Origin of the sequence: Pseudogemmobacter lacusdianii (genome assembly GCF_030848395.1) — a bacterium.
Classification (GTDB): domain Bacteria; phylum Pseudomonadota; class Alphaproteobacteria; order Rhodobacterales; family Rhodobacteraceae; genus Pseudogemmobacter; species Pseudogemmobacter lacusdianii.
In genome coordinates, this window is sequence record NZ_JAVDBT010000008.1 from 174,691 (window position 1) to 187,198 (window position 12,508).

Here is a 12,508-nt window from a genome sequence, read left to right on the forward strand (position 1 = left end):
CCTATGGGCGCCAGACGCCCCCGTGCTGAGCATATCCGCCCGATGCCCCCCGAGCTTGATCCCACCATCTTGCTGCGCGCCTATGCGATGGGCATCTTCCCGATGGCCGAAGCGCGCGACGATCCAGAGATCCATTGGATCGACCCGCGCATGCGCGGCATCTTCCCGCTTGATGGCTTCCACATTTCGCGCTCACTGGCGCGGCTGATCCGCCGCTGGCCGGTCGAAGTGCGGGTGAACACCGCCTTCGCTGAGGTGGTCGATGCCTGTGCGGCGCGGGAGGAGACGTGGATCAACCCGCCGATCCGCAGCGCCTATCTAGAGCTGCACCGGCTTGGCCACGCGCATAGTCTTGAGGTTTGGGACGGCGCAGAGCTTGCGGGTGGGGTCTACGGCGTCACCTTGGGCGCAGGGTTCTTCGGAGAATCGATGTTTTCGGCCCAAACCGGTGGTTCGAAAGTGGCGCTGGCCTATCTGATCCACCGGCTGCGCGCGGGTGGCTTTCAGCTTTTCGACACACAGTTTCTGACGCCGCATCTGGCCAGCCTTGGCGCGGTCGAGATCCCGCGGACGCAATACCGCCGCCGTCTGGCCGAAGTCATTGAAAAAGCTGCGTGCTTTGAGCCCGAGGGTTACTCGGCCTCGGCCTCATCGCTGCTGTCTGGGCTTTCTTCAGCCTCAGGCGGGGCGTAACCCGGCACCACGCAGCGCAGCAGCCAGACGTCATAACGCGGGTGGTCCATCGCCGAAAGCGCCGGACTTGAGGCCAGCATCCAACCTGAAAAAACCGGCTCCGCTTGACTGGAATCGATCACCGTCAAATGCGCCTGCGCATCCGCGGCGGGGTTGTCGGAAGGGTAACGGCAGCTGTCGAGCTGGATCGTCAGGCGGCCGTTTGAGAGGGATTGGCCGCGCGACAGCTCCATATTCCCGGTTTGACCGGTCAGTTTGTCCAGCCAGCGCAGCACGCCACCGGGCGCGTCAGAGAAGTCTTGCGCCGCAACCGGCGTCGCCAGCAAGGCGCAGATCAGCGCCAGCCGCTTCATTCCGCAGCATCCCCGCCACCGCCGACGAATTTCATCAGCAGCGAGACCAGCGAGACCGAGCCTTGCGTGTCTTCAATCTCATCGCCAGGGCCAAGGTTGTCGAGTGCGCCGCCGGGCAGAATTTCGACGAAATTTCCGCCCAGAAGCCCCTCGGAGGAGATCAAAATGGCGCTGTCTTCCGCCAAAACAATGTCTTTGCGAATCTGGATTACCGCATCGGCGCGGTAGGTCTCGGGGTTCAGGGTCAGCGAGGAGATCGTGCCGACCTTGATCCCAGCAAGGCGCACGTCCGAACCGGGAGAGATGCCATCGACAGCACGGAAGCTGGCGCGCAGATCATAGCTTTCCGCGCCAGAGCCGATGCCTGCCCCTTTGGCCGCATAGACGGCGAAGGCGGCGGCAACGGCCAGCACGGCCGCGCCAGCGGCGATCTCAAGACGCGAGCCGGCCATTATTCAGGCACCCATGCCTCATAATCGCGCCGCTCAACCGGCTGGCTGCGACGGATCGAGCCGGCAGGCGCATAGGCAAGTTCCGAGCCCGAGAGGTTCTCAATATGCGGCTTTTCCCAAGACTTATGGGTCAGCGGCGCCTTGGTCGGCGGCTCATTCCAAGTGTGGTGCAGCCAGCCATGCCATGCAGGCGGCACGCGGCTTGCTTCCATCTCGCCTTTGAAAATCACCCAGCGGCGTTTGCCGTCGACGGTGTGGTAATAGATATTGCCCTGATCATCCTCGCCCACCTTCACGCCTTTGCGCGCGGTGAACACTTGGGTGTTGAGCGTCTGGCTGTTCCACCAGGTCAACAAGCGCTTGAGGAAGTACATATCGGGGCCTCCATTCGACAGGCTCGGTATGGCCGATTGCGGCGGCAAGGTCTAGGGGGCGCGAAGGGCCGTGGCGGCAAAGCGCAGGGTTTTCCGATGAAGGCGTGCATCTGACAGGGCTTAGCCGCCGAGATAGGCCGTCACCTCGATCTCAATCTTATGGCGCGGATCGATCAGTCCCGCTTCGATCATCATCGCCGCCGGGGGATTGGCGCCGAAGGTCTGGGACAGAAGCGGCCAACAAGCCTCAAACTCGCTCCGGTCGGGCAGCACATAGGTGACGCGCACGACATCGGCAAAGCTGGCCCCTGCCCGGCTGAGCGCCTCGCCAATGATCTCAAGCGCCAAAGCGCATTGATCTGTCACGCTTTCGGGGATCGCGCCGGTGGCGTGATCGGTCCCCGTGGTGCCCGAGACATGCACCCATCCCCCCGCCACCACGGCACGGGCATAACCGATCTTATCTTCCCAAGTGGAGCCTGTGGTGATGCGCTGAATGCTCATTCGTCCCTCAAAAGCAAAACGCCGCCCCGAGGGGCGGCGCTTGTCAGAATTTCAAGATCAGCCTGCGGCCGAGGTCTCTTTCTTCTTCGGTTCTGAATGCACCAGCAACGGCTTAGCCCCGGCATTCACCGATTCCTCATTCACCACCACTTCCGAGACATCCTCCATGCCCGGCAGCTCAAACATGGTATCCAAGAGGATATCTTCCATGATCGAGCGCAAGCCGCGCGCGCCGGTTTTGCGCTTGATGGCGCGTTTGGCGATGGCGGAAAGCGCATCGGGCGTGAAGACCAGCTTCACCTGTTCGATATCGAAAAGGCGCTGGTATTGCTTGACCAAAGCGTTCTTCGGCTCGGTCAGGATGGTGACCAAAGCGGCCTCATCCAGATCTTCCAGCGTGGCGATGACCGGCAGACGGCCAACGAATTCTGGGATCAAGCCGTATTTCAGCAGATCTTCTGGCTCAAGCTCACGGAAGAGCTCGCCCACGCCGCGCTCATCCGGGCCTTTGACCGAAGCACCGAAGCCGATGCCCGAGCCTTTGCCACGCTGCGCGATGATCTTCTCAAGCCCGGCAAAAGCGCCGCCGCAGATGAAGAGGATATTCGTGGTATCCACTTGCAGGAATTCCTGCTGCGGATGCTTGCGGCCCCCTTGCGGCGGCACGGAAGCCACGGTGCCTTCCATGATCTTCAACAGCGCTTGCTGCACACCCTCGCCCGAGACATCGCGGGTGATCGAGGGGTTGTCAGACTTGCGGGTGATCTTATCGACCTCGTCGATATAGACGATGCCGCGCTGCGCCCGTTCGACATTATATTCAGAGGCTTGCAAGAGCTTGAGAATGATATTCTCAACATCCTCACCCACGTAACCTGCTTCGGTCAGCGTGGTTGCATCGGCCATGGTGAAGGGCACATCCAAGATCCGCGCCAGCGTCTGCGCCAGCAGCGTCTTGCCGGTCCCGGTCGGGCCGATCAGCAGGATGTTGGACTTCGCCAGCTCAATATCCTGTTTCGAGGAATGGTTGAGCCGCTTGTAATGGTTGTGCACCGCGACCGAGAGCACGCGCTTGGCATGGATCTGGCCGATCACATAATCGTCCAGAACCTTGCAGATTTCGCGCGGCGTCGGCACGCCATCGGTGGACTTCAACCCCGAGGTCTTGGTCTCTTCGCGGATGATATCCATGCACAGCTCAACGCATTCATCGCAGATGAACACGGTCGGGCCTGCAATCAACTTGCGGACCTCATGCTGGCTCTTGCCGCAGAAAGAACAATAGAGGGTGTTCTTGCTGTCACTGCCGGAGTTCGTCGCCATCCGTTTCCCTTTGTGCTGCACGCCAGTTGCGGCGCACCGTTTTGGGCAAGTCTAGGCCAAGGCCCACCCTACCACAATGCGAAAACGCCCCCCACCAAAGCGGCCCGGCGGGGGGCAAACTCTTACGACGCGGCAGCGTCCGATTTGCCGCGATTGGACAGGATCTCGTCGATCAGACCCCATTCCTTGGCATCTTCTGCCGACATGAAATTGTCGCGCTCAAGTGCCGCTTCGACCGTTTCATAGGTGTTGCCGGTGTGCTTGACATAGATCTCATTCAAGCGGCGCTTCAGCTTTTCGGTCTCGCGCGCATGGATCATGATATCCGTGGCTTGGCCTTGGTAGCCGCCCGAGGGCTGGTGCACCATCACGCGGCTGTTGGGCAGCGAGAAGCGCATCCCCTTCTCGCCCGCGGTCAACAGAAGCGAGCCCATCGAGGCGGCTTGGCCGATCACCAAAGTCGAAACCTTGGGTTTGATATATTGCATGGTGTCATAGATCGACAGGCCCGAGGTGACGACGCCACCCGGGCTGTTGATATACATGCTGATTTCCTTTTGCGGGTTTTCCGCTTCAAGGAACAACAATTGGGCGCAGATCAGGCTGGACATGCCGTCATGGACGGGACCGGAGAGGAAAATGATCCGCTCCTTCAGCATACGCGAGAAGATGTCATAGGCCCGTTCGCCGCGGCTCGTTTGCTCAACGACCATCGGGACGAGGGTATTCATATAGTGGTCGATCGGATCACGCATATCAGGGCTGCCTCATCTTTCGCACTCAGGGTTATCGGCGGAGAGTTTCCAGAGTCTTAGTGTCGCGTGACCGCAGCCGCAAGGGCGGGCGGCGTTTGGGCTATGCAGAGCAGCCGGCACAGATTGTGGCGCCAAAACCCTGCCAAAAAATGAAGCACCACGTCACAACACCAAAGCCACGGCGCAAAATCGCCGCGAAGGAGGTAAGATTGGCGCTGACCGCGCTCTGTGCAAGGGGCAATCAGCGCCCGCGATCAGCGCCTAACTCGGTCACACTCAGCTTGCGCCGCGCCGGGCCAACACCAACTCGGCCCGCAAACCGCCCAAGCTCTCGCTGTCGCCAAGGTAAAGCCCGCCGCCATGGCTGCGCGCCACATCGGCCGCGATTGAGAGGCCCAAGCCCACTCCGCCACCGCGATTTGGATCGCGCTCAGAGTTGAGCCGGGTGAAGGGGCGCATCGCCTCTTCACGGCGGTCGGCCGGGATGCCAGGACCGTCATCTTCAACCGTGATGCGCAAAGACCGATCCGAGGCTTGCAAGCGCAACTCGGCTTGGCGCCCGTAACGCAAGGCATTGCCAAGCAAATTCTCAACCGCCCGCGTCACGGCTTGCGGGCGCAACCGCACCAAAGCCACTCCGGGTGCGGGCCGCGAGAACTCCACCTTGGCCCCGCCCCGACGGGCATCCTCGACCACACGTTCGATCAGATCACCGGCGTCCACTTCGACCATATCCTCCATTGCATCGCCGCGCGCGAAGGAGAGAAACTCATCCACCATCCGCTCCATCTGCGCCACATCATCGATCAGCGCTTGGGTCTCATCATCTTCGGGCAGCATCGATAGCCCCAGCCGCAGCCGCGTCAGAGGCGTGCGCAAATCATGGCTGACACCGGACAAAAGCAAAGTGCGCTGCTCAATCTGCCGCTCGATCCGCGCGCGCATGTCAATAAAGGCGGCGCCGGCCGCCCGCACCTCTAAAGCGCCACGCGGTTTATAGGGGATGCGATCGCCACGCCCGAAGGCCTCGGCCGCGCGGGCAAGCCGGGTGATCGGCCGCAACTGATTGCGCAGGAAAAGATAAGCGATCAACGTCATCAGGATTGAGGTGAAGATCATCAACACCAAAAGCTGGTGCGGGTTCGATGCCCCCATCCGCCGCCGAGACACATCGGCCTGCAAAGGCCCATGCAAGGTGTCAAAGGTCAGCCGGGTTAGCCGCTCAGGGTCCGTCACATCTGCGGCCTTCAAATTGGGCAAAGCCGCATGCAAAGTGGTGATCACCACCCTCCCGGTCAGATCATACCAATCCACCTGATCGCTCACCGGCGCCGCCGCGCTTGGCGGATAGCTCAAGTCAATCTCCAGCGGCCCAGCGGCGGCCCTTGCCCGCTCGATCGCGGCCTCGGGTGTGCTGCCTTGGTCAAAGGCCAAAAGCACCAGATTAAGATCCAAAGCCACGCCTTGGGTCATCTGCCGGGTCACGCCTTCGTAATGGCGTTGAATGAAGGCCGTGGACACCACCAACTGAATGGTGACGATGGGCAGGATCAAGATGAGGGCGGCGCGGCCATAAATTCCGCGCGGAAGCAGACGTTTGAACACCATGCGGGAAGGCTAGCGATGAGCGGAGCGATTGAAAAGTCTATGCCGGAGCTTGGCCCCCTTCCCGGTCGGCTCCGGCGGGTTCTGGCGCAAAACCCCTCGCCGATGACCGGCCCCGGCACCTGGACCGAGATCATCGGCAGCGGCGAGGTCGCCGTGATTGACCCCGGTCCGGGTCTCGAGAGCCACCTCGCGGCGATTCTCGCGACCTTGGATCCGGGAGAGCGCGTCACCGCGATTCTCGTCACCCATGCCCACCGCGACCATTCCGAACTGGCACCGGCATTGGCCCGCGCCACCGGCGCACCGATTCTGGCCTATGGCACCGCAACCGACGGGCGCAGCCCTGCCATGCAGCGGCTGGTCGCGGCGGGGATGAATGGCGGCGGTGAAGGGTTGGATCTCAGCTTCACTCCCGATCGACTTTTGCGCCACGGCGAAAGAATCTCCGGTTCGGATTGGAGCCTGCAGGCGCTGCACACCCCCGGCCATCTTGGGTCACACCTGTGCTTCGCATGGGAGGATGTGCTCTTTTGCGGCGATCATGTGATGGCTTGGGCGCCAAGTCTCGTCTCGCCCCCCGACGGCGATATGGGTGCCTATATGGAATCACTCGCCAAGCTTGCAGCCCAGAACTGGCGCCTGCTGCTGCCCGCGCATGGCGATCCGATATTTGAACCTGCCGCACGGCTGGCCGAGCTCACCGCCCACCGCCGCGTCCGTGAGGCGCAGATCCTTGGCACCCTAGGTGCCGAGCCCATCTGCCTCGAGGTGCTGACAGCCCGCATTTACAGCGATATCGGACCAGAATTGCTGCCCGCAGCGCAAAGATCAGCACTTTCCCATCTTCTTGATCTTGCAGAAAGAAAGCTGGTTTGGGCCGATCCGAGCCCCTCTCCAGAGGCCCTTTGGAAAAGAGTTTGAAAAAGCCGTCATATTTCCGCTTTTGCCCCTTGCCGCCCCCGAACACCCTCGCTATACACCCCCTCGTGTTCCGGCGTAGCTCAGCGGTAGAGCAGTTGACTGTTAATCAATTGGTCGTAGGTTCGATCCCTACCGCCGGAGCCAAAATCATCTAACATTCTGATGAATTTGGTATTTTCGCGTAAATAGCGCGAAAACCATGTGAGTGTGATACGTATCACACTCGGAAGAGATGCCGATAATCGGATTTGCCCTGTCCATTAAGGGTATCCTATGACTTTCCAGTCGCATCTTTACCGCCGTGGCGCGTCCTATGTCTGGCGTCGCCGCACCCCTGCCCGCGCTGGTGGCAGGATCCTTCAAATCAGCCTTCGGACGAATGAACCGTTGATTGCACGACGCCGTGCTGCAATCGTAACGGTCGAAAGCAACAACCTGTTCGATGCCATGTCCGTCCAAGGCCTGACCGTCGCTGAAGCCCGCACGTTCCTCGAGTTCATCATTGAACGCGAGCAAAAGAAGATTGCGATCTTCCGCGCCGACGTGCGCCACAGGGGCGATTCTGAAAGCAATCAGGCGCAGGATTGGGCCATGGGCACCGCTCTACGCATGATCGCCCAGCATGGACGGGGTGCCGCACCCTTGACTGAAGCCCAAGCCGAGGCCCTGCATATCGAAGGCCGGAGCCAGGTTGAAATTGCACTGCTTCGCGAGAACCTTGAGAACAACGTCTCGCTCGCCACCAGCACCCCGAAGGATAGGCATGGCAGCCAGATCCTCGATCAACTCCAGACTTCCATCGGCCGCCAAGACATTGGTGCAGCTGACTTTCTTATTGCGAGGAATAAATATATCCAAGGTCGAGCGGCGGCTTATATTCAAACAGCCAAGGACACGACCGTCGGTTTTGACGAAGCCCTACAGATTGCGGAGGCCCTCGCGAGCCCTGGCGCAGCTCCACAACCGCAGAGCACGCAGCCTGCTGATCAAGCAGAACCAGTGGCCGCCTATTCGCCCGCTTGGGAAGACCTCATCGCGAGATTTGAGGCACAGCAGCGCAAGGCCGAGGTCAAGGCACTGAGCATCGATCAGCAGGTCAGAATTTTCCGTCTGTTCGCCGAAGCGACGGGCATCAGCGATCTCCGCGACATCCGTCAGGTTCATCTGGCGAAGTTCGTCGACCTGCTGAATGCCCTGCCAAAGACCTATCGCAAATCGAGCGCAGAGCAATCGATGTCGCTGCCCCAGATCCTCAAGAGGGCTAAGAAGCTCCCGCCTGAAGAGGTCGGCCTGGCTCCTTCGACCATCAAGCGGAACCTCGGCTATCTGGCGCTGATCTTCCGCAAGGCAATCAGCGAGGGCTACCGAGACCTCGCGACCCTCGACACCAAGAGCCTCAAGCCCCGCGAGACGAAGCGCGCGCGGGACAAGCGGCCAGCGCTGCAATCTGATGATATCCTCGCCCTTTTCGAGCACCCGATCTGGCGGGGGAATCTGCGGGGCAAAAAGTGGCAGGAGCCCGGCCCGACGGTCGAGGGCGACGGACTTTACTGGCTGCCGCTGATCGCAGCATTCACCGGCGCGCGACGTGCAGAAATCGGCGGCCTTTCCCCCCATGATATTGGCCTGAAGTTCGGCATCCCCTTTATCCACTTCGCTCCCAATAAGGTCAGGGGCGTTAAGAACCTCGCCTCCCCCCGAATGATCGCGATGCACCCGCAATTGGTAGAGCTGGGCCTCCTGGACCGTTCAGCCAAGCTGCGCGAAGCAGGCGCTGATATGCTGTTCCCCGATTTGCGGATGCCGACCGAGGATAAGATCGGCGAGAAAATCGACTATAAATTCCGCCGCGCCCTCACGAAGCAATTGGTCGAGGGACGAAATAAGAAAAGCTTCCACAGCTTCCGACATTACGTGAACGGCCGCCTTCAGAAAGCAGGGATCGCGAAAGAGCTCCGCCTAGATATCATGGGACATGCTGGCGAGGATACGAACAGCGAAGTCTACACCCAGTCGATTGACCTGATTACCGCGAACGAGATCATCGCCCTCCTGCCAAGAATCGAGGGCGTTCTGCCCCCGAACAGCCATCGTCAAAGCGGATTTGACAAGCGTGATCTGTTTTCGGAGCACGGGCTGCGGCCGATCCAAGTAAAGCGCGATGCACAGCCCGCGCAGGCCACAGGGCCACGTCGCGGTCGCCCTCGTAAAGTGCGGGCATGAGCTCTGCACATGAGGAGAGGCAAGACAGCGCTACCGCCAACCTAACGTGGTCAAAGCCTAGGTGATGTGAAGCGCCCAACCAAGGTCTTCACGCGGCTTGATCATCGAAACCGTCTCATCCTGACAAAGTGGAAACGCTGCATCCAGCCGCCCCTCACGTCGATGCGGATGAATGCCATCTGGACGATGGGAAGCCTGCCGCCATTGAGAAAGCTCATGGTCCGCGCCATATTAATTAAAGAATTTTTTGATTTGAAGTTTGAGACCTCTTGAATGAAACTTTCGTCCAGCGCCTTACTGCGCCTTCTGTCCCTCAAAGGCGCTGGAACAGCTCCAACTCTCTGCCTCGTGCCCGAAGGGGTAAGCGCGGGAGAGCATGCCGAGGTTCTGGCACCCTTCTCTCAGATCATCGCGCCGCCGAGCATAAAGCCCGGCCTTTGGGCCTCATCGGTCAGCATACGCCTGTCCGGCGAACGGAGCGTCATGCTGCATGGCGCGAAGACCGCGTTAGCCCGTGATTTCATCTACGAAGTCGAAAAAAGTTGGCGCAGCTACAATCAAGGAAAGCTCGCGAACGAGGAAAACAGCATTAACGCCTTGCTGCTGCAATTGCAGCGCTTGGATGCACCACAGACCTATCCCTCTGCCTGTGTCATCGGCGCTGTCCTGCAGGAGGCCTCGCGTCTGGAGGATGAGCTTCTGAGCCGCCTGCCCGAAGATGCCATCGGCCAAGAACAAAACCAAAGATTAGCTCCAATTCGTTCCTTCGCCGCGCACCCTGCAGAATTGCGGGAAAGGGCTATCGAGCGTTTCGTCACGGTAGAGCTGGAGCGCTGGAAGGAGTTCTTTGACACAGTCGAGAGCAAGCCTTTGACGCCTGAACAGCGGCTTTCCATCGTGGTCGACGAAGATGCAACCTTGGTCCTGGCAGGCGCAGGCTCCGGCAAGACAAGCGTCATCACAGCAAAGGCGGCTTACCTTCTACGTGCTGGCATCCGGCCCGCAGAAGAAATCCTGCTCCTCGCTTTCGCCAAAGACGCCGCGAAAGAGATGTCAGAGCGCATCGAGGCCCGCTGCGGCATGCCGATCGAGGCCCGCACCTTCCATGCGCTGGCCTATGACATCATCGGCTCGGTTGAGGGGGCCAAGCCGCCCCTCGCCGCCCATGCAACGGATGATACGGCGTTTCTCGATCTGATCAGGCAGATCCTGCGGGACCTCATGGCAAAGGTCGCCGAGGTGGCCGGCGCCTTGATCTCTTGGTTTGCCGAATTCCTAGTCGAGCAGAAGGACGACTGGGATTACAAGACCAAGCACGAATATTACAAGCAGCTGGAAAAGCTGGACCTACGCACCCTGCAGGGCGAGCAGGTCAAAAGCCGCGAAGAGCTGAGCATCGCCAACTGGCTTTACCAGAACGGCATCGCCTATGAGTATGAGCCGGATTACGAGAACAAGGTCGCAACGGGCGGGCGGCGCAGCTACACGCCCGATTTCCGCCTGACCGACAGCGGTGTCTACCTGGAGCACTTCGGCGTCCGCCGTGAGCGTGGCCCCGACGGGACGGAACGCCTGGTCACAGCCCCCTTCGTCAACCGCGAAGAATATCTCGAAGGGATGGAGTGGAAGCGGCAGCTCCACCAAGTTCAGGGGACCATCCTGATCGAGACCTTCAGCTATGAGCAAAAGGAGGGGCGCCTGCTGGAGGCGCTTCAGGAGAAGCTCGCCCCCTATATCACGATCAAGCCCCGCCCCGCCGCGGAGATTTTTGACCGCGTGGTGGAGCTTGGGCAGGCCGATGCCTTCACACGCATGCTCGGCACTTTCCTGCGGCAGTTCAAAAGCGGGGGATATTCGGTCGCCCAATGCCTCGAGAAGTCCCAGATCCTGAAGTTGGGCAAGCGTGCCCAAGCCTTCCTGAAGCTTTTTGAGCCGGTCTATACGGAATACCAGCGCCGCCTTGGTGACCGCATCGATTTTGAGGATATGATCCTGAGGGCCGCGCATTATGCCGAACAGGGGCGCTACCAGAGCCCGTTCAGGCATATCCTGGTCGATGAATTCCAGGATATCTCCCAAAGCCGCGCGCGCCTGATCAAAGCCTTGAAGGCACAGCACAAGGACGCACGGATCTTCGCGGTTGGCGATGACTGGCAATCGATCTACCGCTTCGCGGGCTCTGACATCCACATCATGCGGAACTTCGGTCGCGGATTTGGCGGGACATTTGGCACACAATCTGGCGTGCATCGAAGCGTGGACTTGGGCCGCACTTTCCGGTCCGTCGACAAGATCGCCCTGGCCGCGCGGGCTTTCGTTCTCAAGAACCCCGCGCAGATCGTGAAAACTGTGGTGCCCGCAGGCGTGGCCCCACGCCCCGCCATCCAAATCGCCTGGACCCGCAAGGGCGGCGATGAGGCTGCCCTGTCAGGCGTTTTGCAAAGATTGGGCGATCTGCCTGCCCCTGAGGGGCGCAAGACCTCTGTGCTGCTGTTAGGACGTTACCGCTTCGTCGACCCAGGCCTCTATCAATTGCAAAAGCGCTTCTCGCAGCTGACCCTCAGCTTTAAGACCATCCATGCCTCAAAGGGGCTGGAGGCCGACCATGTGGTGCTTCTGAAGGCAGATGCGGGACGTGTGGGCTTCCCCTCGGAAATTGCCGATGATCCTCTGCTCAGCCTGGTCTCACCCGAGGGCGAGCCTTTCGAGAACGCCGAAGAGCGGCGCGTGATGTATGTCGCAATGACCCGTGCCCGCTCGACCCTGACCATCATCGCATCCGAGGCCCGCCCTTCGGCCTTCGTCCAAGAGCTTCTAGCCGATCCATTCTATGATCTGGAAACCTCTGCGAGCAAAGAAGGCAAGGTCGAGACCTGCGCAGAATGCTCGGGGCGTATGTTGCCCGACCGCTCGAAAGAAGGCGGATTATATTACCGATGTGAACACGTCGCGCATTGCGGCAATATTCTCCCCGCTTGCCCATCATGTGGATCGGGGCTGCCGATCCGCGACAGCCGTCACAACCGCTGTTCGGCCTGCGCAGTGGAGCAGCCTGCCTGCACATCCTGCAACGGCGGATGGCTGGTAAAGCGGGATGGGAAGTTCGGCGCCTTCTACAGCTGCACGAGGTTCCCCGTCTGCAGCGGCAAGGCGAAACTCAAAGAGATCGAAGAGCCCATCTCTGGCTTAGAGACGCGCAAACATCTCCCGAGAAGGGGTTAATACCCTTGCTGCCTCTAGGGTCAGGACCCATTGATTATCCACTCGCGGCGTGATTCAGGCTCCGCGAGGAGACTGACAGA

Annotated in this window: 11 protein-coding genes and 1 tRNA gene; 5 read left to right on the top strand and 7 right to left on the bottom strand. The window is 60.3% G+C overall.

Going from position 1 to position 12,508, the window contains the following annotated elements; genetic code table 11:
* Positions 1–42 precede the first annotated feature (42 nt).
* Positions 43–693 (top strand): leucyl/phenylalanyl-tRNA--protein transferase, encoded by a 651-nt coding sequence (aat, locus tag Q9295_RS10390; RefSeq protein WP_306680510.1) that lies wholly within the window; start codon positions 43–45, stop codon positions 691–693.
* Here the strand turns inward: aat and Q9295_RS10395 are convergent.
* The 7 genes from Q9295_RS10395 to Q9295_RS10425 all read right to left on the bottom strand — a co-directional run bounded on the left by Q9295_RS10395 (position 633) and on the right by Q9295_RS10425 (position 6,062).
* Positions 633–1,046 carry a DUF2155 domain-containing protein gene (locus Q9295_RS10395; protein ID WP_306680498.1) on the bottom strand — a complete coding sequence of 138 codons (414 nt, stop codon included), beginning with the start codon at positions 1,044–1,046 and terminating at the stop codon, positions 633–635. The two genes, aat and Q9295_RS10395, sit on opposite strands and share 61 nt — an antisense overlap.
* Entirely contained in the window at positions 1,043–1,498 is a 456-nt protein-coding gene (gene mlaD, locus Q9295_RS10400; protein WP_306680499.1) for an outer membrane lipid asymmetry maintenance protein MlaD, read from the bottom strand. Before mlaD ends, Q9295_RS10395 begins: the two co-directional genes overlap by 4 nt.
* Complete coding sequence (locus Q9295_RS10405; RefSeq protein WP_306680500.1) at positions 1,498–1,872, bottom strand: NADH:ubiquinone oxidoreductase subunit NDUFA12; 375 nt, start codon at positions 1,870–1,872, stop codon at positions 1,498–1,500. The genes mlaD and Q9295_RS10405 overlap by 1 nt, the downstream gene beginning before the upstream one ends.
* Positions 1,873–1,992: 120 nt before the next feature.
* Positions 1,993–2,376 (bottom strand): RidA family protein, encoded by a 384-nt coding sequence (locus tag Q9295_RS10410; protein WP_306680501.1) that lies wholly within the window; start codon positions 2,374–2,376, stop codon positions 1,993–1,995.
* A 57-nt stretch (positions 2,377–2,433) separates the two neighbouring features.
* Positions 2,434–3,699, bottom strand: coding sequence for an ATP-dependent Clp protease ATP-binding subunit ClpX (gene clpX, locus Q9295_RS10415; protein ID WP_306680502.1), 1,266 nt, complete (start codon positions 3,697–3,699; stop codon positions 2,434–2,436).
* A gap of 122 nt (positions 3,700–3,821) precedes the next feature.
* On the bottom strand, positions 3,822–4,454 hold the full coding sequence (locus Q9295_RS10420; protein ID WP_306680503.1) for an ATP-dependent Clp protease proteolytic subunit: 633 nt from the start codon (positions 4,452–4,454) through the stop codon (positions 3,822–3,824).
* A 276-nt stretch (positions 4,455–4,730) separates the two neighbouring features.
* On the bottom strand, positions 4,731–6,062 hold the full coding sequence (locus Q9295_RS10425; protein ID WP_306680504.1) for an ATP-binding protein: 1,332 nt from the start codon (positions 6,060–6,062) through the stop codon (positions 4,731–4,733).
* Between the two features lie 15 nt (positions 6,063–6,077).
* Between Q9295_RS10425 and Q9295_RS10430 the strand changes: the two genes are divergently transcribed.
* The 4 genes from Q9295_RS10430 to Q9295_RS10445 all read left to right on the top strand — a co-directional run bounded on the left by Q9295_RS10430 (position 6,078) and on the right by Q9295_RS10445 (position 12,428).
* Positions 6,078–6,983 carry an MBL fold metallo-hydrolase gene (locus tag Q9295_RS10430; RefSeq protein ID WP_306680505.1) on the top strand — a complete coding sequence of 302 codons (906 nt, stop codon included), beginning with the start codon at positions 6,078–6,080 and terminating at the stop codon, positions 6,981–6,983.
* Between the two features lie 69 nt (positions 6,984–7,052).
* A tRNA-Asn gene (locus Q9295_RS10435) sits at positions 7,053–7,127 on the top strand.
* Positions 7,128–7,256: 129 nt separating this feature from the next.
* On the top strand, positions 7,257–9,206 hold the full coding sequence (locus Q9295_RS10440) for a site-specific integrase (RefSeq protein WP_306680506.1): 1,950 nt from the start codon (positions 7,257–7,259) through the stop codon (positions 9,204–9,206).
* Positions 9,207–9,554: 348 nt separating this feature from the next.
* The gene (locus Q9295_RS10445; RefSeq protein WP_373457451.1) at positions 9,555–12,428 is read left to right on the top strand and encodes a UvrD-helicase domain-containing protein; all 2,874 of its coding nucleotides are present in this window, start codon (positions 9,555–9,557) and stop codon (positions 12,426–12,428) included.
* Positions 12,429–12,508 lie beyond the last annotated feature (80 nt).